This is a genomic window from Leucobacter sp. cx-42, from assembly GCF_014529985.1.
Taxonomy (GTDB): domain Bacteria; phylum Actinomycetota; class Actinomycetes; order Actinomycetales; family Microbacteriaceae; genus Leucobacter.
The window spans coordinates 177,691-200,831 of sequence record NZ_JACVMU010000006.1 but is presented as its reverse complement, the minus strand read 5'-3'; the positions used below and the strand labels follow the sequence as shown (position 1 = coordinate 200,831).

The 23,141-nt window shown below is 61.1% G+C and carries 18 protein-coding genes; 13 read left to right on the top strand and 5 right to left on the bottom strand.

Annotated elements, in window-relative coordinates:
* Positions 1-61: 61 nt before the first annotated feature.
* The gene (locus tag ICM05_RS07010) at positions 62-1,042 is read left to right on the top strand and encodes a diaminopimelate dehydrogenase (protein WP_188023862.1); all 981 of its coding nucleotides are present in this window, start codon (positions 62-64) and stop codon (positions 1,040-1,042) included.
* Positions 1,043-1,180: 138 nt separating this feature from the next.
* Here ICM05_RS07010 and ICM05_RS07005 read toward each other — a convergent pair whose 3' ends face one another.
* Positions 1,181-1,846 (bottom strand): lysophospholipid acyltransferase family protein, encoded by a 666-nt coding sequence (locus ICM05_RS07005; protein WP_215401754.1) that lies wholly within the window; start codon positions 1,844-1,846, stop codon positions 1,181-1,183.
* A complete protein-coding gene (locus ICM05_RS07000; RefSeq protein WP_353055842.1) occupies positions 1,843-2,283 on the bottom strand; it encodes an NUDIX domain-containing protein in 441 nt (146 codons plus the stop codon). Before ICM05_RS07000 ends, ICM05_RS07005 begins: the two co-directional genes overlap by 4 nt.
* 48 nt (positions 2,284-2,331) lie before the next feature.
* Here ICM05_RS07000 and ICM05_RS06995 point away from each other — a divergent pair, with 48 nt between their 5' ends.
* Positions 2,332-2,910 (top strand): DUF4916 domain-containing protein, encoded by a 579-nt coding sequence (locus ICM05_RS06995; RefSeq protein ID WP_188023861.1) that lies wholly within the window; start codon positions 2,332-2,334, stop codon positions 2,908-2,910.
* A gap of 388 nt (positions 2,911-3,298) precedes the next feature.
* Here the strand turns inward: ICM05_RS06995 and ICM05_RS06990 are convergent, their stop codons facing one another.
* From ICM05_RS06990 to ICM05_RS06980, 3 genes are read right to left on the bottom strand one after another with little or no spacing between them, the layout of a single operon-like run.
* Positions 3,299-3,841 (bottom strand): SprT-like domain-containing protein, encoded by a 543-nt coding sequence (locus tag ICM05_RS06990; protein WP_188023860.1) that lies wholly within the window; start codon positions 3,839-3,841, stop codon positions 3,299-3,301.
* On the bottom strand, positions 3,841-4,686 hold the full coding sequence (locus tag ICM05_RS06985; RefSeq protein ID WP_188023859.1) for a spermidine synthase: 846 nt from the start codon (positions 4,684-4,686) through the stop codon (positions 3,841-3,843). Before ICM05_RS06985 ends, ICM05_RS06990 begins: the two co-directional genes overlap by 1 nt.
* A complete protein-coding gene (locus ICM05_RS06980) occupies positions 4,683-5,396 on the bottom strand; it encodes a phosphatase PAP2 family protein (protein WP_188023858.1) in 714 nt (237 codons plus the stop codon). The genes ICM05_RS06985 and ICM05_RS06980 overlap by 4 nt, the downstream gene beginning before the upstream one ends.
* Before the next feature lie 260 nt (positions 5,397-5,656).
* Here ICM05_RS06980 and ICM05_RS06975 point away from each other — a divergent pair, with 260 nt between their 5' ends.
* The 11 genes from ICM05_RS06975 to ICM05_RS06925 all read left to right on the top strand — a co-directional run bounded on the left by ICM05_RS06975 (position 5,657) and on the right by ICM05_RS06925 (position 23,078).
* Positions 5,657-9,154, top strand: a complete 3,498-nt coding sequence (locus tag ICM05_RS06975) for a DNA-directed RNA polymerase subunit beta (RefSeq protein ID WP_188023857.1) — start codon at positions 5,657-5,659, stop codon at positions 9,152-9,154.
* Positions 9,155-9,189: 35 nt separating this feature from the next.
* The gene (locus ICM05_RS06970) at positions 9,190-13,083 is read left to right on the top strand and encodes a DNA-directed RNA polymerase subunit beta' (protein WP_188023856.1); all 3,894 of its coding nucleotides are present in this window, start codon (positions 9,190-9,192) and stop codon (positions 13,081-13,083) included.
* A gap of 176 nt (positions 13,084-13,259) precedes the next feature.
* Positions 13,260-14,270 (top strand): hypothetical protein, encoded by a 1,011-nt coding sequence (locus tag ICM05_RS06965; RefSeq protein WP_188023855.1) that lies wholly within the window; start codon positions 13,260-13,262, stop codon positions 14,268-14,270.
* 2 nt (positions 14,271-14,272) lie between these two features.
* Positions 14,273-14,755, top strand: coding sequence for a hypothetical protein (locus tag ICM05_RS06960; RefSeq protein WP_188023854.1), 483 nt, complete (start codon positions 14,273-14,275; stop codon positions 14,753-14,755).
* Positions 14,752-15,390, top strand: coding sequence for a spermidine/putrescine ABC transporter substrate-binding protein (locus tag ICM05_RS06955; protein WP_188023853.1), 639 nt, complete (start codon positions 14,752-14,754; stop codon positions 15,388-15,390). The genes ICM05_RS06960 and ICM05_RS06955 overlap by 4 nt, the downstream gene beginning before the upstream one ends.
* 276 nt (positions 15,391-15,666) lie before the next feature.
* Entirely contained in the window at positions 15,667-16,038 is a 372-nt protein-coding gene (gene rpsL, locus ICM05_RS06950) for a 30S ribosomal protein S12 (RefSeq protein WP_046456180.1), read from the top strand.
* Complete coding sequence (gene rpsG, locus ICM05_RS06945) at positions 16,038-16,508, top strand: 30S ribosomal protein S7 (RefSeq protein WP_188023852.1); 471 nt, start codon at positions 16,038-16,040, stop codon at positions 16,506-16,508. The genes rpsL and rpsG overlap by 1 nt, the downstream gene beginning before the upstream one ends.
* 113 nt (positions 16,509-16,621) lie before the next feature.
* Entirely contained in the window at positions 16,622-18,742 is a 2,121-nt protein-coding gene (gene fusA, locus ICM05_RS06940) for an elongation factor G (RefSeq protein ID WP_188023851.1), read from the top strand.
* 160 nt (positions 18,743-18,902) lie between these two features.
* Positions 18,903-20,096 carry an elongation factor Tu gene (gene tuf, locus ICM05_RS06935; protein WP_188023850.1) on the top strand — a complete coding sequence of 398 codons (1,194 nt, stop codon included), beginning with the start codon at positions 18,903-18,905 and terminating at the stop codon, positions 20,094-20,096.
* 121 nt (positions 20,097-20,217) lie between these two features.
* The gene (locus tag ICM05_RS06930) at positions 20,218-22,017 is read left to right on the top strand and encodes a nucleoside-diphosphate sugar epimerase/dehydratase (RefSeq protein ID WP_353055841.1); all 1,800 of its coding nucleotides are present in this window, start codon (positions 20,218-20,220) and stop codon (positions 22,015-22,017) included.
* Complete coding sequence (locus tag ICM05_RS06925) at positions 22,014-23,078, top strand: UDP-phosphate alpha-N-acetyl-D-fucosaminephosphotransferase (protein ID WP_188023849.1); 1,065 nt, start codon at positions 22,014-22,016, stop codon at positions 23,076-23,078. The genes ICM05_RS06930 and ICM05_RS06925 overlap by 4 nt, the downstream gene beginning before the upstream one ends.
* Positions 23,079-23,141: the final 63 nt, after the last annotated feature.

Below are 23,141 nucleotides of genomic sequence, written 5' to 3'. Positions count from 1 at the left end.
TGGGCGTCATATGTCGTAAATACCGCGTGTCGGAGTGCCAAAACATCATATGATGATTCGCATGACCACTCCTATCGGTATCGGAATTGTTGGCTACGGCAACCTCGGACGCGGCGTCGAAAAGGCGATCGCACTGAGCCCTGACCTCCAGCTTGTCGGCGTGTTCTCACGCCGCGATCCATTAGAAGTGAAGACGGCGGGAGCACCCGCATACGCTCTTGCAGACCTCGATGCGCACGCAGACGAGATTGATGTCCTTATCCTTTGCGGCGGCTCGCGCAGCGACCTGCCCGTGCAGAGCCCCGAGCTCGCTGCACGATTCACCATTGTTGACAGCTTTGACACGCATCCCAAGGTTCCCGAGCACTTCGCAGCCGTAGACGCTGCTGCAACCGCAGCAGGCACGATCGCGATCATCTCGACCGGCTGGGATCCGGGCCTGTTCTCGATCAACCGTCTCTACGGTGAGGCAATCCTGCCCCAGGGCTCGACCTACACCTTCTGGGGCCGTGGCCTCAGCCAGGGTCACTCCGATGCGCTTCGCCGCATTGAGGGTGTTGTTGGTGCCGTGCAGTACACCCTTCCCGCAGAGTCGGCGATCGAGCGCGTGCGTTCGGGCGAGCAGCCCGAGCTCACCACTCGTGAGCAGCACACTCGCGAGTGCTTCGTCGTGCTCGCAGAGGGCGCAGACGCAGAAGCAGTTCGCAACGAGATCGTCACGATGCCCGATTACTTCGAGCCGTACGACACGACCGTGAACTTCATTTCGGCTGAAGAGTTGGCACGCGACCACCAGGGCATGCCCCACGGCGGCTTCGTGATTCGCAGCGGTGAGTCGTCTGAGGGTGTCAACCACACCATCGAGTACAAGCTTGCACTCGACTCGAACCCCGAGTTCACCTCGAGCGTGCTCGTGGCTTACGCACGCGCGGCAGCTCGTCTCGCTGCGCAGGGCGATACCGGTGCGAAGACGCCGTTCGACATCGCTCCCGGCCTGCTCTCGCCGAAGTCGGCTGAGCAGCTGCGTGCTGAGATTCTGTAACCTTTAGGGCTTGATGTAGCGCTCTCAACCCCTCGAAACTGAGGGTTTCTACCGAAAAGGCCCCTTTCATGCGTATGAAAGGGGCCTTTTCGTGTGAACGGACCCATCTCGCGGGGTTGGCTGTTGCGCCCCTGCCGGCTAAGCTCCGACCGCGCCTGACGCGTGCGCATCGGTGCGCTCCTGCCCAGTTAATGCCTGGATCGCGCACATGATCTGCTCGGTCGCCTCACGGCGTGCTCTGCCACCGGGCAAAGCCGCGAGAGCTGAGAAATCGAGCGGCTGCCCATACGTGATCTGCGCGCGGCCGCGCGGCCAACGGTGACCGGTTAATCTCCTGCTGGTGCCGATGAGGCCAACGGGCACCACGGCCGCACCGGTCTCAAGGGCGAGCCAGGCAGCGCCAGGCTTTCCGCGGTAGAGACGACCATCGCGTGAGCGACTCCCCTCGGGGAACACGGCAAATACATTGCCCGCTGCGAGTACCCGACGGCCTGAATCAAGCGCGGCCTGAGCTGCCGACGAAGCTTCCCGGTAGACGGGGATGGCGCCGATCCGCGTAAAAAACCAGCGACCAAGCCCGTTCGAAAAGAGCGAGGCCTTCGCCAGGAATTGCACCTTGCGTGGCGCGAACGACGGAATCAAGATCGTATCGAACCCTGAGAGATGGTTGCTCACAAGTAACACCGGGCCAGAATCTGGAACATTCTCACGCCCGGTGATGTGCGGGCGGAACCCAAGCGCAAGCACCGGCCGCAGCACCGCGCGGCCGATCGTGAAGACGATGCCAGGCTTGGGGTCGGTCACGCCGCGGCGTCCAGTGTGCGCAGCGCGGGGAATACATGGTCGTGATTGAGTGGGGCCACGTCAGCGCGCGTGTTCGTTGGAGCGATCCAGTCGATGGCCTCGATTTCGGCCTGGGGTGCTGCGGACTCAATGCCCGGCACCGCAGGCGCCACGAACACGGCCGCTTCGACGACGAAGCCTGCCTCGTTTGCGGCAGCGGATCGATACACACCCAGCGGAATCAGACTTGCGGATTCGAGCTCGAACCCGAGCTCTTCTGCGATCTCGCGTACAGCGGTCACATCGGCGGTTTCGCCTGCCTCTGGCTTGCCGCCGGGGAGCATGAACATGTCGGTTCCGCGCTTGCGAACGTGCAATACACGGCCGTCCGAATTGCGCATCACCACCGCACTCACGCGTATGATCTGTTCGGTTTCCTGAATCTCGTTCGCAGCCACCCGTAAATGATAGCTGTGCTTCGCAGAGGTCCCTGGCAGAATGGGGCCATGGCGATTGACACCGCAGACCGTCCTGAGGAACCGACTGAGCCCGAGCGTGCTCCGCGCAGTATGGAGAACCCGGGCTGGCTGAACGAGGCAGAGCTCGCGTTCGTACGTGGCCGAATGCCGATGCTCTACGTCGAGGCGCTGCCGGTGCGGCTTGACGGGTATGGCAACGTCACCGAAGTTGGACTGCTCTTGCGAAGCACCCCGGAAGGCCGGCTCGGTCACGCGTTCGTCTCTGGCCGAGTTCGCTACGGTGAGACGATTCGTGAGGCGCTCTTCCGCCACCTTGAGAATGATCTCGGGCCTATGGCGTTCCCGCAGATTCCCACTGCGCTGGTTCCCGCGCAGATCGCTGAGTACTTCCCAATGCCCGGCATTTCCCGATACGTTGACGAACGTCAGCACGCCGTGTCACTTGTTTATGTGGTGCCGGTGACGGGCTCATGCGAGCCACGACAGGACGCACTCGAGATCGCGTGGCTTTCACCTGCTGAAGCGCTGTCTGATTCCACGTTCGCTGATCTCCCCGGCGGTCGCGGCAACCTCGTGCGGCAGGCCCTCGCTACCGTCGGCTGGTAGGCGGCGGGCTGGCCCAAACCCGAAGCATTTCTGTGCCCGGGCCGGTGCGTAGGATGCGCCAACCACAATGGCTAGGCAGGGGAGAAGACTACGTGGCGCATGCTGCGCCGCGCTCTTATGGAAAGGGCGCGGCCTGCGGCCGCACGGATGCCTCACAACCTGAGCCGCGTTGGCGATGCGCTGAGCAGTTCTGGAGCCCCGCGGCACGCGCTTGAGCGTGTCGTCGCCAGCAAACCGCTCGAGATCGACCGTTTCTCGCGAGAACACCCCTTTCATACGCGTGAAACGGCAAGTTTCGGCAGAAACGGTCAGTTTCGCGAGGTTTGCCGACGAAGCGGGCTTCGCGGGGTTAGGCGGGACACTGGCGCGCTGGCACCGACAGCGCGGCCTAGCGTCGCCGCCAGTGAATCCCGTGCTCGGGCGAGTACCCTCGCGCGCACTTGGTGCACGATGACGGGCGCGTTGGCTTTCGGAACCGGAAAAACTCGTGCCCCGCAGGGCACAGTCCAATCCAGGGGGCCTGCTCGTGCGCGATCTCACCATCGTGCGTCCGGCCACCCGTGTACCCAATCGAAGCTGCAGTTGAACGCCATGTGGGGCCGTGCCCGACTTCGGGACCAACCAACGCATGAGCCACTTCGTGGAGCAGAATCTGCCGCACCTCTACGAGTTCGTACTTCTCTGCGAGGTATCGGGAGACGGTGATCCGCCGATCGGTGAAGTTACACAAACCGGCACGGCGTTTCGCGCGGTCGAAATCGAAGGTCCACGGTGCAGCGGGGGGAACTGCGCCTGGCGTCCGGGATCCCAGACGCCCAATCAACCCGCGCACGCCGACAGTGCCGGCACCGCCGCCAGCGCCACCGCGCACCCCGAGGTGCTCCTCGATCAGTGACTCGGCCAGCGCGCGCACCTCAGTCAGTGACGCCATCAGCCGAAGATGCCCTCGGGTGGTGCGGGGGAGTCGAAGGCGGTTGCGTCGGTGACGACTTTCGCCTTGGCAGCGAGCGCGGCAAACTCGGGGCCGGCGAGCATGCTCGCGGGGAAGGGGCCGCCAGCGAGCAAGCGCGGCAACCATTCCAAATCAGGGTCGGCATCCGAAGCGACGAATACGACGTTGCCGAATCGGCGTCCCTTGAGCACCTGCGGCTCAGCGATCGCGGCAACGACTGAGAACCGATCGGCAAGCGTCGCAGCCTGGCCGCGCACAAACGGCAGCCCGGCGCCATCGGCAGCATTGACGACAACCACACCGCCTGGTGAGAGGAACGGCTTGAGCGCGTCATAGAACTCGACGCTTGAAATATGCGCGGGCGTCTGCGCGCCAGCAAACACATCCACGACGATGAGATCCATCGCGCCGTGCATGCCTGCGGGCAGCTTCGCGAGCATGGCGCGGGCATCGCCGCGACGCACGCGGATGCTTGCCCGCTGTGGCAGGGGAGCCGCCTCACGCACGAGATCGACGAGCGCGCCCTCGAGCTCGATGATCTGCTGCCGGCTGCCCGGCCGAGTCGCCTCGACGTAACGTGGAAGCGTGAATGCGCCACCGCCGAGATGCAACGCCGAGATGGGCTGGCTGCTCGGCTTGAAGAGATCGATGACGTGGCCGATCCGCCGAATGTACTCATAGAACAGGTCAGCCGGGTTGCGCAGGTTCACGTGAGACTGCGGGGTGCCGTCAACGACAAGTTGCACCGCGCCCGGGACCCACTCGTCCTCTTCAATTGCGGCGGTGAGCCCTGAACTCAGCGTGACAGGATCCGGAAGCTTCATCCCTCAACCATATTGCGGCGGCCGAGAACCCCAGAATCGGACCACAGCCAGCCCGCGAGAAGAGCTGCAGCACACCCGAGGAGCATGCCACCGAGGGTATCGGTGAGCCAGTGTGCGTGCAGTGCGGCACGACTCCACATCATGAGTACTACCCATGCGCCAGCAACGAACCAAGTGACTGCGAGTACCGTACGGCTCGCGCCAATGAAGCACGTAACGATGATCGCGAGGGAGATCGCGAGCGTTGCCGCGCCCATCGAGTGCCCTGAGGGGTACGAGAAGCCCGATGTCGGGAACAGCTGATCGCCGGGCCGCGCGCGCTCGAAGACCCGCTTCAACACCTCTGACATCGCGACCCCGAGCAGGAGCGCTGTCGCCAACATGAGCGCGGATCGCCGATGCCGAAGCGCCCACAGGAGCACGATCAGTACGGCGCCGAGTATGATGACGCCCTTCGATCCGCCAACGACCGCGAGGAACTTTGCGAGTGCGGCAGCAGGACTGGACGCGTCAATGGTGGTGACACCCAGCCACCAGGTGTCGATCGGGGTGGGGCCTGATCCGCCAATCAGTAAGTACGTGCCGAAACCGCACACGAGCGCGATTGCGGCGATCGCGATGGGCAACGCTGCGCGCGGAATGGGCCACGGATCGTGGGCTGTGGCGCGGGGGCGCGAGACTGCGGGGCGCGGATCTTGATCGCTTGACATCCTGGAACGATACTCGGCAAACCTTTGGAATGCCCGGATTGAGCCGAAAACTGATCGGGGCAATATACACACATTCGGTAGACAAGTGAAATTTCTGGTGATAAACTCGTTGTTTGCACTACGGACACCAGTGTGCCTTCATATAGTGGGAGGTTCCGGGAGTTGGCGCTTCATGCGCAAATAGCCCCGAACGAGTGATTCCGTTGCATTTCTCGCAAGACCAGGTCAACCGGCCCGACGGGGCTCACGGAGGTACTTCCTTGGCTGCTGCGCGCAACGCATCGTCATCCACCAACCCGAAGAATGGGCGCAATCACAAGCGTCTGTCCTTCGCCAAGATTTCCGACACGCTGTCGGTGCCTAATCTGCTGGCACTGCAGCTCGAGAGCTTTGATTGGCTCGTCGGCAACGAAGCGTGGAAGACACGCCTCGTTGAAGCACAGGCCGAAGGGCGCGACGACGTCGCGCTCCGCAGTGGCCTCGAAGAGATCTTTGAGGAGATCTCGCCTATCGAGGACAACGCAGGCACTATGCAGCTCTCGTTCGAGAACCCGATTCTCGATGAGAAGAAGTTCACGATTGAAGAGTGCAAGGAGCGAGGCAAGACCTACTCCGCACCCCTCTACGTCGAGGCTGCTTTCTACAACACCGAGACTCAGGTACTGAAGAGCCAGACGGTCTACATGGGCGATTTCCCCATCATGACCGACAAGGGCACCTTCATCATCAACGGCACTGAGCGCGTTATCGTTTCGCAGCTCGTCCGTAGCCCCGGTGTCTACTTCGAGCGCACGCCCGAAAAGACCAGTGACAAGGACGTCTTCACTGCACGTGTGATCCCGAGCCGTGGTGCATGGCTCGAGTTCGAGATCGATAAGCGCGACCAGGTTGGCGTGCGTATCGACCGTAAGCGTAAGCAGTCGGTCACCGTCTTCCTCAAGGCTCTCGGCATGTCCGCCGAAGAGATTCTGGAAGAGTTCGCAGGCTACGACTCGATCACCGAGACGCTTGCGAAGGACAACAAGGACATTGTCACGCAGGAAGACGCCCTCAAGGACATCTACCGCAAGCAGCGTCCGGGCGAGCAGGTTGCTATCGAGGCAGCACGCGCGCTGCTCGACAACAGCTACTTCAACGCAAAGCGTTACGACCTCGCGAAGGTTGGTCGTTACAAGATCAACCGTAAGCTCGGCATCGACGCACCCATCACCGACTCGGTACTCTCGCTCGACGACATCGTCAGCACCATCAAGTACCTCGTTGGTCTGCACGCAGGCACCGAGACCCTTCCCGGCGTCCGCGAGGGCGAGATCTTCGACAACCGCCTCGACACCGACGACATCGATCACTTCGGTAACCGTCGCGTCCGCGCTGTCGGCGAGCTCATCCAGAACCAGGTCCGTACCGGCCTGAGCCGTATGGAGCGCGTTGTCCGCGAGCGTATGACCACGCAGGACATCGAAGCGATCACGCCGAACACACTGATCAACACGCGTCCCGTGCTCGCAGCTATCAAGGAGTTCTTCGGAACTTCGCAGCTGTCGCAGTTCATGGACCAGAACAACCCCCTCGCGGGCCTCACCAACAAGCGCCGTCTGTCGGCACTTGGCCCCGGTGGTCTGTCGCGTGACCGCGCAGGTGTTGAGGTTCGAGACGTTCACCCGTCGCACTACGGCCGTATGTGCCCGATTGAGACTCCTGAGGGCCCGAACATTGGTCTGATTGGTGCACTCGCAACCTTCGCGCGCATCAACGCTTTCGGCTTCATCGAGACCCCGTACCGTCGCATCGTCGACGGCAAGGTCACCGACCAGGTCGATTACCTCACCGCACACGAAGAGGACGAGTTCCTCATCGCTCAGGCAGGCGCACCCCTCACTGAGGACGGCCGCTTCGCTGAGGAGCAGGTCCTCGCTCGCCCCCGTGGCTCCGAGGTTGTGCTCGTTGACGCAGCTCGCGTTCACTACATGGACGTTTCGCCGCGCCAGATGGTCTCGGTCGCTACGTCGCTGATTCCGTTCCTCGAGCACGATGATGCGAACCGCGCACTCATGGGCGCGAACATGCAGCGTCAGGCTGTCCCGCTGCTCCGCAGCGAGTCGCCGATCGTTGGTACCGGTATGGAGGGCTACGCAGCCATCGATGCTGGTGACGTGATCACCGCGCTCCAGGCTGGCGTTGTTGAGGACGTTTCGGCTGACGCCGTCACCGTCATCAACGATGAGGGCGGATCGAAGACTTACCGTATGCGTAAGTTCGACCGTTCGAACCAGGGCACGAACTACAACCACCGCGTCATCGTCAAGGCTGGCGAGCGCGTTGAGGTTGGCTCGGTCATCGCTGATGGCCCGGCAACCGAGAACGGTGAGCTCGCACTCGGCAAGAACCTCCTCGTAGCGTTCATGCCGTGGGAAGGCCACAACTTCGAGGATGCGATCATCCTGAGCCAGAACCTGGTGAAGGACGATACCCTTTCGTCGATCCACATCGAAGAGTACGACATCGATGCACGTGACACGAAGCTTGGTAAGGAAGAGATCACTCGTGACCTCCCCAACGCAAGCATGGAGTCGCTGAAGGATCTCGACGAGCGCGGCATCATCCGCATTGGTGCTGAGGTCAGCCCCGGCGACATTCTCGTTGGTAAGGTCACCCCGAAGGGCGAGACCGAGCTCAGCGCTGAGGAGCGCCTGCTTCGCGCGATCTTCAATGAGAAGAGCCGCGAGGTTCGCGATACCTCGCTGAAGGTTCCGCACGGTGTTGCAGGTACCGTCACCGCTGTGAAGGTATTCGACGCTGACAACGACGACGAGCTCGGCTCGGGCGTCAACCAGCGCGTGGTGGTCTACATCGCTCAGAAGCGTAAGATCACCGAGGGTGACAAGCTTGCAGGCCGTCACGGCAACAAGGGTGTCATCTCGAAGATCCTCCCGATCGAGGACATGCCCTTCCTGGAAGACGGCACCCCGGTTGACGTTATCCTCAACCCGCTCGGTATCCCGGGTCGAATGAACTTCGGCCAGGTCCTCGAGGTTCACCTCGGCTGGATCGCCAAGCAGGGTTGGAAGATCGACGGCATGCCTGAGTGGGCTGCAAAGCTCTCGGAAGAGGCACGCGAGGCTGCTCCGAACACCAAGGTTGCGACCCCCGTGTTCGATGGTGCTTCGGAGGCAGAGATCGCTGGTCTCCTTGACTCGACCCTTCCCACGCGTGATGGCGTTCGCCTCATCGACTCGACCGGTAAGACCCGTCTGTTCGATGGCCGTTCGGGCGAACCGTACCCGTACCCGATCTCGGTCGGCTACATGTACATCCTGAAGCTGCACCACCTCGTCGACGACAAGATTCACGCTCGTTCGACCGGTCCGTACTCGATGATCACCCAGCAGCCGCTCGGTGGTAAGGCGCAGTTCGGTGGCCAGCGATTCGGTGAGATGGAGGTGTGGGCACTTGAGGCATACGGTGCCGCATACGCCCTCCAGGAGCTCCTGACCGTCAAGTCGGATGACATCCTCGGTCGCGTCAAGGTCTACGAGGCGATTGTCCGTGGTGAGAACATTCCGGAGCCGGGCGTGCCCGAGTCGTTCCGCGTTCTCATGAAGGAGATGCAGTCGCTCTGCCTGAACGTTGAGGTACTCGGTGCTGACGGCCAGGTCGTCAGCCTCCGTGACAACGACGATGAGGCTCACCGCACCGCGGAAGAGCTCGGCATTAACCTTTCATCCCGCTTCGAGACCTCGTCTGTCGACGAGATCTAAGCCGGGCCAGACAAAAGCTACCAAGGAGAACAACTTTGCTCGAAGGTACGAGTTTCAATGAACTGCAGATCCGTCTGGCGACCGCCGACGACATCCGCAGCTGGTCCCACGGCGAGGTCAAGAAGCCTGAGACCATCAACTACCGCACCCTGAAGCCCGAGAAGGACGGTCTGTTCGGTGAGCAGATCTTCGGTCCTTCGCGTGACTGGGAGTGCGCGTGTGGTAAGTACAAGCGTGTCCGTTACAAGGGCATCGTTTGTGAGCGTTGTGGCGTAGAGGTCACCAAGTCGAGCGTTCGTCGTGAGCGCATGGGCCACATCGAGCTTGCAGCTCCCGTTACCCATATTTGGTACTTCAAGGGTGTTCCGAGCCGTCTCGGTTACCTCCTCGACATGGCACCGAAGGACCTCGAGAAGGTCATCTACTTCGCTGCGTACATGGTCATCGACATCGATGAAGAGGGCCGCCACGAAGACCTTGCAGAGCTCGAGGCAGAGCTTCGCGACGAGCTGCGTACCCTCGCAGATCAGCGCGATATTGCTATCTCGAAGCGTATGCAGCAGTCGGAGACCGACCTTGCAGCACTCGAGGCTGAGGGTGCGAAGGCTGATCAGCGCCGTCGCGCCGAGCAGTCGGCTGAGAAGGACATGACCCTTATCCGTAAGGGCTTCGACGAAGACATCGCTCGTCTCGAGCGCGTCTGGGAAGAGTTCCGCAACCTGAAGGTTGGCGATCTCCGGGCTGAGGACGCAGTCTTCATCGAGCTCATGGACCGCTACGGCGATTACTTCGACGCATTCATGGGTGCAGAAGCAATCAAGAAGCGTCTTGAGGCATTCGACCTCGAGGCTGAGAGCGAGCTGCTCCACCTCCAGATCGCTGAGGGCAAGGGTCAGAAGAAGATCCGCGCCATCAAGCGTCTGAAGGTTGTCAACTCGTTCCTGCAGACCGGCGCAAGCCCCGCTGCAATGGTGCTCGACGTTGTCCCGGTTATCCCGCCCGAGCTTCGCCCGATGGTGCAGCTTGACGGTGGCCGCTTCGCGACCTCGGATCTCAACGATCTGTACCGCCGCGTGATCAACCGCAACAACCGTCTGCGCCGCCTCCTTGACCTCGGTGCTCCCGAGATCATCGTGAACAACGAGAAGCGCATGCTTCAGGAAGCTGTTGACGCACTGTTCGATAACGGCCGTCGTGGTCGCCCCGTTACCGGTACCGGTAACCGTGCGCTCAAGTCACTTTCGGACATGCTCAAGGGTAAGCAGGGGCGTTTCCGTCAGAACCTGCTCGGTAAGCGAGTCGACTACTCGGGCCGTTCGGTTATTGTCGTTGGCCCGCAGCTGAAGCTGCACCAGTGTGGTCTGCCCAAGCAGATGGCACTCGAGCTCTTCAAGCCGTTCGTGATCAAGCGCCTCATGGATCTGTCGCACGCACAGAACGTCAAGGCTGCAAAGCGTATGGTCGAGCGCGCACGCTCGGAGGTCTGGGACGTACTCGAGGAGATCATCCGCGAGCGCCCTGTGCTGCTGAACCGCGCACCGACCCTGCACCGCCTCGGCATTCAGGCGTTCGAGCCGCAGCTCGTTGAGGGCAAGGCGATCCAGCTTCACCCGCTCGTGTGTGCAGCGTTCAACGCTGACTTCGACGGTGACCAGATGGCTGTTCACCTGCCCCTCTCGGTAGAGGCACAGGCTGAGGCACGCGTCCTCATGCTTGCATCGAACAACATCCTGAAGCCTTCGGACGGCCGTCCGGTTGCTCTGCCTTCGCAGGATATGATCATCGGTCTGCACCACCTCACCACCCTCAAGCCGAAGGCTGTGGGCGCTGGTCGTGCGTTCGGTACCATCTCCGAGGCAATCCTGGCCATGGACGAGGGCACCCTCGACCTCGGCGCTCCCGTCAAGCTCCGTCTCATCGGGTACACCGATGCGTCGGGTGTGACCATGGAGAAGCCGACCCTGGTTGAGACCACGCTTGGCCGTGCGATCTTCAACGAGGCACTTCCCACGAACTACCCGTACTTCGAGCGCGTTGCTGACAAGGGCGCACTCTCGGGTCTCGTGAATGACCTCGCTGAGCGCTACCCCAAGACCGAGGTTGCTGCGACCCTGGACCGCATCAAGGATGCCGGCTTCCACTGGGCATCGCGCTCGGGTGTCACCGTTGCACTGTCTGACGTCATCACGCCGTCGAACAAGGCAGAGATCATCGCAGGTCACGAGAAGCGCGCCGCTAAGGTTCAGCGTGACTACGACCTCGGTATGATCAGCGACGCTGACCGTCACAAGGCACTCACCGACATCTGGACCGAGGCTACCGATGAGGTTGCTCAGGCGATGCGCGACGCATTCCCCGAGGACAACACGGTCTTCCGTATGGTCTCGTCGGGTGCACGTGGTAACTGGCTGCAGATCCGTAACATCGCGGGTATGCGAGGCCTGGTGTCGAACCCGAAGGGTGAGATTATTCCTCGCCCGATTATCAACTCGTACCGTGAGGGCCTGTCGGTTGCGGAGTACTTCATCGCGACCCACGGTGCACGTAAGGGTCTTGCTGATACCGCACTCCGTACCGCTGACTCGGGCTACCTGACCCGTCGTCTCGTCGACGTTTCGCAGGATGTCATCATCCGCGAAGAAGACTGTGGCACGAAGAAGGGTCTCGACCTCGCAATCGCAGAGGCAGACGCGAACGGCGTCCTCGTCCGTGACGAGAACGTCGAGAACTCGGTCTACGCACGTACCCTCGCAACCGATGCACTTGCAGCAGACGGCGCTGTCGTCCTCGCAGGTGGCTCGGACGTGGGCGACGTTGCAATCGAGCAGCTCGTTGCAGCTGGCGTCACCGAGATCAAGGTTCGTTCGGTTCTGACCTGTGAATCTGCAGTCGGCGTATGTGCAACCTGCTACGGCCGTTCGCTTGCGACCGGTCAGCGCGTTGACATCGGCGAGGCAGTCGGCATCATCGCTGCTCAGTCGATTGGTGAGCCCGGTACTCAGCTGACCATGCGTACGTTCCACACCGGTGGTTCGGCGTCGGCAGCAGATATTACCCAGGGTCTGCCCCGTGTCCAGGAGCTCTTCGAGGCACGTACCCCCAAGGGTGCATCGCCGATCGCAGAGGCTGCAGGCCGCATTGCTATCGAGGACACCGAGAAGTCGCGTCGCGTACTCCTCACTCCCGACGATGGCACTGAGGTCAAGGCATACCCCGTCCTGAAGCGTGCAACCCTGCTCGTTACTGACGGCGATCACGTCGAGCTCGGCCAGCCGTTCCTCGCAGGTACCCTTGATCCCAAGGACATCCTGCAGGTCGGTTCGACTCAGAACGGCAAGCACATCCCCGGTGAGCGTGCGGTCCAGAAGTACCTCGTTGAGGGTGTTCAGGGCGTATACCGTTCGCAGGGTGTGCCGATCCACGATAAGCACATCGAGGTCATCGTTCGCCAGATGCTCCGCAAGGTCACCGTTGTCGATCACGGCGACACCGAGCTGCTCCCCGGCGCACTCGTTGACCGTGCAAGCTACCAGCGCATCAACCGCGAGGCACTCATCGAGGGCAAGCGTGCGGCTACCGCACGTCCCGAGGTCATGGGTATCACCAAGGCTTCGCTCGCAACTGAGTCGTGGCTGTCGGCTGCTTCGTTCCAGGAGACCACTCGCGTCCTCACCCAGGCAGCGATGGAGGGATCGAAGGATCCGCTCGTCGGTCTGAAGGAGAACGTCATCATCGGTAAGCTCATCCCGGCTGGTACCGGCCTGAGCACCTACCGCGATGTCGACGTCGAGCCGACTGAAGAGGCAAAGGCAGAGCGTTACCCGAACCGCGTATTCGCTGGTGAAGGCACGTTCGATGAGAACGATTTCTCGTTCGTTGATTTCGACAGCTTCACCTCTGACGAGTTCAACCCCGGTAACTTCAGCTAAGAAGTTCTCGATGACGGCCCCGGCCGCTGCGCAAGCAGTGGACCGGGGCCGTTTTCGTTTTTTGGTAACGCTACGGCGCGCTGATCGCGGAATGTCGGTAGGGCAGAGTACGGTATTTGCCATATCACCGTGCCCGCATGTGTGCGTGGTGCGATCCCCACCAGTGAGGAGCACCGATGACTGAGAACGAGAAGCCGAACCCCGGCGCACCCGTTACTGAGGACGTCGTTGAAGAGAACCAGGTTCTTGAGGCAGTCGAGCGCGCGCGTGCGGTTGGCACTGAGGAATCGGCGGATCAGTCAATTGCGGCATCCGCTACGCCGGTTGATGCGTCAACCGAGGTTGTTTCGGCGGATCCGCAAGCGCCCCTCACGGTAGACGACGTTGAACTTCGTCGTCGTGAGGCGCTTTCCGAGGTTGCAACTGAGATGGACTTGCCGCTCGCAGATGACGCGTCAACCACTGGCGTGGCACCCGCGCCTGCGGCGGCTACCTCGGTACTTCCCGAGGTAGCGGAGTTCGAGGAACTCCCGAGTGCCGCTGCGGAAGTGGTCGTGGCAGAGCCTGACACTGTTGCGGTGACTGAGCGTGACGGCGAGATTCGCATCAGCGCAGAGCATCCGATGGCGGCCCTGTACATGCAGACTCCGATGCCGCCAGATCTGCGTGGCAATCGTGGCGTGGGCGTGCTCATCTCACTCGTCGCCATGGTCGGTTTCGGCGTCGTGCTCGCAGGTGTCTATGCGGCATGGCAGGCACCACAGTTCCCGCCATCGACGTACCTCAGCGAGGGCCTGCTCCCGCTCCTGCAGAACTGGGGCTTTGAAGCCGCAGTCTTCGGTTTCTTCGCTGCGCTCGCGCTGCTGGTGCTGATTGTCGGACGAGCTGGCTGGTGGGCGTACATCGTCTTTGGTTTCTTCGTTGGCGTCGCAACCTGGCTTGCGGCTACCGCTGGCGCTGCGCTCTACGCGCGCTTCGGGCTCGGCATCGGGATCGGTACCGATCCCTTCGCGATCATTGAGCAGTATGGCTTTACGATGCCGGCCATCGCAGCTGGCATCGTCGCCCGTGAGGTGACTGTCTGGTTCGGTGCGTGGATTGGCTTCCGCGGTCGCCGCGTGCGCAACCGTAACGCAGAGCTGCTTGACGAGTACGAGGTCGCACTCGCAGAGGTGAACTCAAAGTAGTGATGGCTCCTCAACCAAGACGCGGCGTGACCCGTGGATACGTCCGCGGGCTCATTGCCGCGTGTTTGGTTGTCGCCGTGGCATTGCTCGTCGCGGTGTGGGGATTCACGAGCTTGCTCGGATCCGCATCCCCGGTGCAGACGGAAAGCGTGCCGCGGTGGCTCGCACCCGTACTTGTTGTAATTGCGCTCGTGGCGCTTGCTACAACCATGTGGCAACAGGCGCTCGCGCTATTGCGTGGACGAGTGCATCCCGCATGGACGACGATGTTCGTTGGATCGCTGCTCGCGTACCTGGTGTGGTGCCTCGGGGGAACACTCGGTGGATTGCACATCGAAGAGACCTGGCTGAGCGTCTACGCATGGGTGCTGGTGCCGATCTGGTTCGTATCATGTCTTGCGTTCTGGGCGGTGCTCGTGCGTCGGGTGTACACGGAGCTGCCACCACCGCGTTGGCCGTGGGAGCGAGACGAGCCATCTGAATGAACTCCCGCACCGTCGAGGACGATGTCGCTGATGCCATCGCCGCCTGGCTCCGTTGGGTCCCGAAGTGGGCGCCGCCGGTGCACAAGGGACGCGCTCGCATCTGTCGACGGTGCATTGGCTCGCCGCTCATTGGAGCAGCCGGTATTCCTGATGCAACGCCGCATCAGGTGACCCACGCGCTCATCGCGCGCATGCAAAAGATCATCGACCGCCGAGTTGATGAGTTTACGGAGGCCGCATTGCCGGCGCTGTATGCAGAACTCCAGGGTGCCGAAGCGTGGTCGGCGCCTGGCTATGATCCACTCGCGGGACTCGAGCCGGAGTTTGACGGAATCGATCCCGACCCGGAGCCCGGTGACGATGGGCAGCCATTCCTCTTCACCATGGGCGAACTCGCCGAACAGGACCGGGGGAGTGTCGCACTCCCGCGCCCGCCAATGACGCCTGCAGAGCGCGATGTGCTGCGGCAGGAATTGATTGTGGCGGATCGCGTCGCCGTCGACACGGGCAATGCCGTGTGCGCTGCCCTCGTGACGCACCGACCCGACGTTCGCGCGGCAATTGCGCGATTTGTGGAGCCTCAGGTTGAGGCGCTCCTCGAGGAGCTGGCAAAGCACCTAGAACCGCCCGCGTAACCCCGCGGAATCTTGCGAATCTGGCCAATCGCCCGTAAAGTGGAACGAGGTGTGTACCGCCGTTATTCGCATGCTCGCATGCGGGCAAGGGTGGCGCGCACTGTGGGTCCCTCATCTCGTCCGAGATGAAACCCCCACGGCATAGCTGCACTCAGCCTCTCATGATCCGCTTTTGTGGATCGTGAGCGGCAGCAGCTCAGTGCTTGTGCAAGCAAGCACGCATGCTCAACCATGTGAAGCATTCCTGTCACCGTGCAGGACTAACTAGGAGAATCAGTGCCTACTATTCAGCAGCTGGTTCGCAAGGGCCGGACGCCGAAGGTCTCGAAGACCAAGGCGCCCGCTCTGAAGGCGAACCCTCAGCAGCGCGGCGTGTGCACCCGTGTGTACACCACCACCCCTAAGAAGCCGAACTCGGCGATGCGTAAGGTCGCTCGTGTGAAGCTTTCGAACGGTACCGAGGTAACTGCGTACATCCCCGGTGAGGGCCACAACCTCCAGGAGCACTCGATGGTGCTCGTTCGCGGTGGTCGTGTGAAGGACCTCCCCGGTGTTCGTTACAAGATCGTGCGCGGCGCGCTCGACACGCAGGCGGTCAAGGATCGCCAGCAGGCTCGTAGCCGCTACGGTGCAAAGAAGGTGAAGTAATGCCTCGTAAAGGTCCCGCTCCTAAGCGTCCCGTCGTCGCCGATCCGGTATACGGCGCACCGATCGTAAGCCAGCTCGTCAACAAGATTCTTGTTGACGGCAAGAAGGGTCTCGCAGAGCGCATCGTTTACGGTGCACTCGAGACCGTCGCAGAGAAGAGCGGCCAGGATGCCGTGACCGTACTCAAGAAGGCGCTCGACAACGTGCGTCCCACCCTTGAGGTACGTTCGCGTCGTGTTGGCGGCTCGACCTACCAGGTGCCCGTTGAGGTAAAGCCGCACCGTGCGAACACCCTCGCACTGCGTTGGCTCACCAGCTACGCAAAGGCTCGTCGTGAGAACACGATGACCGAGCGTCTCACCAACGAGATCCTCGACGCATCGAATGGCCTCGGCGCCGCTGTAAAGCGTCGTGAGGACACTCACAAGATGGCTGAGTCGAACCGCGCGTTCGCTCACTACCGCTGGTAATCAGCAGGTAGCACCCAGTTGGCGGATCGGTGCCTCACCGGCCCGATCCGCCACCTGCGGGGCGATCCGCTCCCGCACTTTCGAACGTTCATCCCCACCCGGAGGAGACCCCTGTGGCACAAGACGTGCTCACGGACCTGAACAAGGTCCGCAACATCGGCATCATGGCTCACATCGATGCTGGCAAGACCACCACGACCGAGCGCATCCTGTTCTACACGGGTGTGAACCACAAGCTGGGCGAGACCCACGACGGCGGCGCGACCACTGACTGGATGGAGCAGGAGAAGGAGCGCGGCATCACGATTACGTCGGCCGCTGTTACCTGCTTCTGGAACAAGAACCAGATCAACATCATTGACACCCCGGGTCACGTTGACTTCACCGTCGAGGTGGAGCGTTCGCTCCGCGTCCTCGATGGCGCAGTCGCAGTGTTCGACGGCAAGGAGGGCGTTGAGCCCCAGTCAGAGACCGTTTGGCGTCAGGCTGACAAGTACGGCGTTCCCCGCATTTGCTTCGTCAACAAGATGGACAAGATGGGTGCTGACTTCTACTTCACCGTAGACACCATCGTCAGCCGCCTCGGCGCTAAGCCGCTCGTTATGCAGCTCCCGATCGGTTCGGAGAGCGACTTCGTTGGCGTTGTCGACCTCCTCTCGATGAAGGCATTCGTTTGGGAAGGCGACGCTAAGGGCGACGTTACCCTCGGTGCAAACTACGAGACTCGCGAGATCCCCGCAGAGCTCCAGGCGAAGGCTGAAGAGTACCGCCTGAAGATCGTTGAGACCGCAGCTGAGACTGATGACGCACTCCTCGAGAAGTTCTTCGGTGGCGAAGAGCTCACCATCGACGAGATCAAGGGCGGCATCCGCAAGCTTGTTGTGAACAACGAGCTGTACCCCGTGTACTGTGGCTCGGCGTTCAAGAACCGTGGCATCCAGCCCGTGCTCGACGCAGTTGTGGACTTCCTCCCCAACCCGCTCGACATCGGCGCTATCGAGGCTCACGATCCCCGCGATGAGTCGGTCGTCATCCCCCGTAAGCCTCAGGCAGACGAGCCCTTCTCGGCTCTCGCCTTCAAGGTTGCAGTTCACCCGTTCTTCGGTCGTCTGACCTACGTTCGCGTGTACTCGGGCCAGCTTGACTCCGGTGCTCAGGTCGTGAACTCGACCAAGGGCAAGAAGGAGCGCATCGGCAAGATCTTCCAGATGCACGCCAACAAGGAGAACCCTGTAGATAACCTCACCGCAGGCAACATCTACGCGGTTATCGGCCTCAAGGACACCACGACCGGTGACACCCTTTGCGATCCCGCAAACCAGGTAGTTCTCGAGTCGATGACCTTCCCTGAGCCCGTCATCGAGGTCGCTATTGAGCCTAAGACCAAGGGTGACCAGGAGAAGCTCGGCACTGCTATCCAGAAGCTTGCTGAAGAGGACCCCACGTTCCGCGTGAGCCTCAACGCTGAGACCGGCCAGACCGTTATTGCGGGTATGGGCGAGCTCCACCTCGACATTCTTGTTGACCGCATGAAGCGCGAATTCAAGGTTGAGGCAAACGTGGGCAAGCCCCAGGTTGCGTACCGCGAGACCATCCGCAAGACGGTTGAGAAGTACGACTACACCCACAAGAAGCAGACCGGTGGTTCGGGTCAGTTCGCAAAGGTCCAGATCGCTATCGCTCCTCTCGATGCAGAGGAAGGCAGCGACAAGATCTACGAGTTCGAAGACAAGGTCACCGGCGGCCGTATTCCCCGCGAGTACATCCCTTCGGTCAACGCTGGTATCCAGGATGCAATGCAGTACGGCATCCTCGCTGGCTTCCCCGTTGTTAACGTCAAGGCAACCCTGCTTGACGGCGCTTACCACGACGTTGACTCGTCGGAGATGGCGTTCAAGATTGCTGGCTCGATCGCGTTCAAGGAAGCAGCTCGCATGGCTCAGCCCGTGCTGCTTGAGCCGATGATGGCTGTTGAGGTTCGTACTCCTGAGGAGTACATGGGCGATGTTATCGGCGACCTCAACTCGCGTCGTGGCCAGATCCAGTCGATGGAAGACGCAAGTGGCGTGAAGGTTATCCGCGCGCTGGTTCCGCTTTCAGAGATGTTCGGGTACATCGGTGACCTCCGGTCGAAGACCAGTGGTCGTGCCGTGTTCTCGATGACCTTCGACTCCTACGCTGAGGTGCCGAAGGCAGTAGCCGAAGAGATCGTTCAGAAGGCTAAGGGCGAGTAACTCCCGCCTGTGATCAGGGGCGAGGAAGAAACTCGCCCCTGATCTACGGCTCAGGTCGCGCTGAGCGTCCAGAGCTTGTAACATAAACACATAAACCTGTACCCGGAGCCTCCGAAACCGTCGGAGGAGCTCTGTGTACTACGTCCTGAGGAGGACCATAGTGGCGAAGGCCAAGTTCGAGCGGACCAAGCCGCACGTTAACATCGGAACCATCGGTCACGTTGACCACGGTAAGACCACTCTTACCGCTGCGATCTCGAAGACCCTTGCTGACAAGTTCCCTTCGGAGACCAACGTTCAGCGCGACTTCGCAACGATCGACTCGGCTCCCGAGGAGCGCCAGCGCGGCATCACCATCAACATCTCGCACGTTGAGTACGAGACCCCGAAGCGTCACTACGCTCACGTTGATGCACCCGGCCACGCCGACTACATCAAGAACATGATCACCGGTGCTGCTCAGATGGACGGCGCGATCCTCGTGGTTGCTGCTACTGACGGCATGATGGCTCAGACCAAGGAGCACATCCTCCTTGCAAAGCAGGTCGGCGTTCCTTACCTCCTCGTTGCACTGAACAAGTGCGACCAGGTTGAGGACGAAGAGATGCTTGAGCTCGTCGAGATGGAGGTCCGTGAGGAGCTCTCGAAGCAGGGTTACCCCGGAGACGACGTCCCCGTCGTCCGCGTTTCGGGCTACCAGGCACTCCAGGGTGACGAGAAGTGGGCTAACTCGATCGTTGAGCTCATGGAAGCAGTCGACGAGAACATCCCCGATCCCGTACGTGACAAGGACAAGCCGTTCCTTATGCCCGTCGAGGACGTCTTCACGATCACCGGTCGTGGCACCGTCGTTACCGGCCGTGCAGAGCGTGGCACCCTGAAGATCAACTCTGAGGTCGAGATCGTTGGCCTGCGTCCCACGCAGAAGACCACCGTTACCGGTATCGAGATGTTCCACAAGCAGCTCGACGAGGCTTGGGCAGGCGAGAACTGTGGCCTCCTCCTCCGCGGCACCAAGCGTGAAGACGTTGAGCGCGGCCAGGTTGTTGTTGCACCCGGTTCGATCACCCCTCACACCAAGTTCGAGGGCACCGCTTACATCCTCAAGAAGGATGAGGGCGGCCGTCACAACCCGTTCGAGACGAACTACCGTCCCCAGTTCTACTTCCGTACGACTGACGTGACCGGTGTTATCACCCTCCCCGAGGACAAGCCGATGGTTATGCCCGGCGATACCACTGACATGGTTGTTGAGCTGATCCAGCCCATCGCTATGGAAGAGGGCCTCGGCTTCGCTATCCGTGAGGGTGGCCGCACCGTTGGTGCAGGCACCGTCACCAAGATCGTCGAGTAATTTCACTCTGACTGATTGACAAAACCCCCGAGAGGCTCGCCTCTCGGGGGTTTTGCTTTGTCTGCGCGGTAGAGTTGACGAATAGGCAAGAGCCTCACTGTCGAATCGAAAAGGGGTGCGCGTGCGCGAAACGCCAACCGGTCGGATGACACACTTTCTTCGGACCTATGGAGTGTTGTACCTGTGTGACGCACTCGCTTGGGGAATTGCGATTATCGCTGCCCTCGTGCTCCGATTTGATTTCCAGCTTGAGCGTATCCACTGGGGCTGGACCTCCGCGCTCATTGCGGTAGCGATCGTGCTGCAACTCATTGGTGGTTGGGCTTTCTGGCTGTACCGCAACCGGTATGAGGTTGGCAGCTTTGATGAGGTTCGCGCACTGGTCTTCTGTGTCACCGCTGTCATGGTGGTTTCCTGGGCCTTCGGATACTGGGTCGGCTACGGCAATGGCATCCCGCGCAGTACCGTGATCATCGCCGCACCGATCACGTTCAGCATCATGGGTGTGAGCCGCTACTTTGTTCGCCTGCACGCCGAGCGCAGTCTGAAGCCTGGCGCGCGCGCTGAGAAGGTGCTCCTGTACGGCGCGGGCTACCTTGGCGTTCAGACGGCAAAGCGCTTGCTTACCGATGCGAAGGCCTCGTACCTTCCCGTCGGCTTCATCGATGATGACCCGACCAAGCGCCACCAGGTGGTACGCGGTGTCGGCGTTATGGGCACGCTCGAAGAACTTGGCAAAGCCGTGAAGCAGACGGGCGCAACGACGCTCATGGTCTGCATCGGTGATGCAGATGCGGCGATGCTGCGTCGCGTAGATGATGCGGCTGATCGTTACGGTCTGAACGTACTTGTGCTTCCGCCGCTTGATCAGATCCTGAACAATTCAGCCTCAATTTCAAACGTGCGTGAACTCTCGATTGAAGATCTCATTGGACGTCATCCGGTACGTCTGAATGCCTCGCCAATTGCGAAGTACATCCAGGGCAAGCGCGTACTTGTGACGGGTGCCGGCGGATCAATTGGCTCGGAGATCTGCCGACAGCTGGTCGCCTTTGCTCCCGGCGAACTCATCATGCTTGATCGCGATGAGACAGCCCTGCAGGAAGCGCAGCTCTCGATCAGTGGCCACGGACTCCTCGACACGAATGATGTTGTACTCGCAGACATTCGCGATCAGGAAGCCCTTACCGCGATCATGCTCGAGCGCAAGCCAGACGTGGTATTCCACGCTGCGGCGCTCAAGCACCTGCCAATGCTCGAGCAGTATCCAGATGAGGCGTGGAAGACCAATGTGCTTGGTACGCTCAATGTGCTGCGTGCGGCGCAGGCTGCTGACGTCGGCACGTTCGTGAATATCTCGACCGACAAGGCTGCGAACCCGACCAGTGTGCTTGGGCATTCGAAGCGCGTGGCCGAGAAGCTCACGGGGTGGATGGCACAGGAAACCGGCAAGCGGTACCTTTCTGTCCGTTTCGGCAATGTGTTGGGCAGCCGTGGTTCGATGTTGCCAACGTTCCGCAAGCTCATTGAAGCTGGCGGTCCGCTCACGGTCACGCACCCAGAAGTCACACGGTTCTTCATGACGATCCCCGAGGCGTCGCAGCTCGTGCTGCAGGCTGGCGGTATTGGTCGTCCAGGTGAGGTACTCATTCTTGACATGGGTGAACCCGTCAGTATTCTCGATGTCGCCAAACGCATGATCGCGCAATCAGGCAAGCAGGTCGAGATCGTCTTCACTGGACTTCGTCATGGTGAGAAGATGCACGAGATACTTGTTGCCGATGGTGAGGGTGATTCGCGCCCATTCCATCCCAAGATTTCGCACGCCCACGTCGGCGTGCTAGACCCCATCAACCTTGATCATGAAGGCTGGGTAGCACGCATGTCGTTGACCTCGGCCGCAGAAGAACGAGTGCAATGACCTTCGCCGGATCCGCCACCATCGCAACCGCTACCACCCTCGTCCTGTCGCTCCTGTTGCCTTTCGCGGTGAAACCGATGCTCATGAAGCTCGGCATCATGGACGTACCGAATGAGCGTTCCTCGCACGTCCGACCGGTCTTGCGTGGCCTCGGGCTCGCGGTGCTGATTGCGATGGCAGCTGGGTATGTCGTTGGACTGCTTTCGCAGGGCGCGGATCACCCGGGCTGGTCATCGCTCCTCGTTATTGGTGTTGGTGCGGTGTTGAGCGGTCTGCTCGGTCTGCGAGAGGACCTGAAGGGACTGAGCGTCCCTGTGCGCAGTGCGGTGCTGCTGGTGATCGCAGCTGGTTCGGCAATTGCACTGATTGCTTCGGCGGAACGCTCCGGGGGCGTCGTCTTCACCTGGGTCGCCGGAATACCGGTAACTGACGTGTCACTCATCACGCTCGTCATCCTGGTGATTTACGCGGTGCTCTTCATCTCGAGTTACATCAATGTTGCGAACTTTGTTGATGGTCTCAATGGCATTAGCGGATTCCACGGTGTGATCGCTGGACTCACGTTTGCGATTGCCGGCATTGTTGTGGGCGAGTGGTGGCTTACCGTGAGTGGCGGGGTGCTTGCCGCCGGCTACGCCGGATTCTTGCCATGGAACTTCAGTAAGACCGGTGCGTTTCTCGGTGACGTCGGTAGCTACCTCCTTGGGGGAGCTACCGCAGTGACAAGCTTTGCAGCGTTGCTCGCTGGCGTCCCGCTGCTCGCAACCATTGGACCGATGATCATTTGCTTCGGTGACGTTGGCGTCACTCTGGTGAAGCGCGTACGGGCAGGCAAGAAGTGGGATGAGCCCCACAAGGAGCATGTCTACCAGCGCATTCAGCAGCTCGGCTACACCCATGCACAGGCCTCCGGGATCGCAGCACTGTGCTCGCTGGTCGCGGCGGGACTGGGCCTGCTTTCCTGCTTTACCGGGCTCCTCGGCACCGCGCTTTTGCTCATCGCGGGCCTCGCTGTTTTGGGTGTCTATCTCGCCCTTCCCAAACTTCTCCCTGCGCGCTAACAAGCGCATGGTGGCGCGGATCCTGAGGGTTTCCTGAAGGCACACGACACGCAACACGCCCGG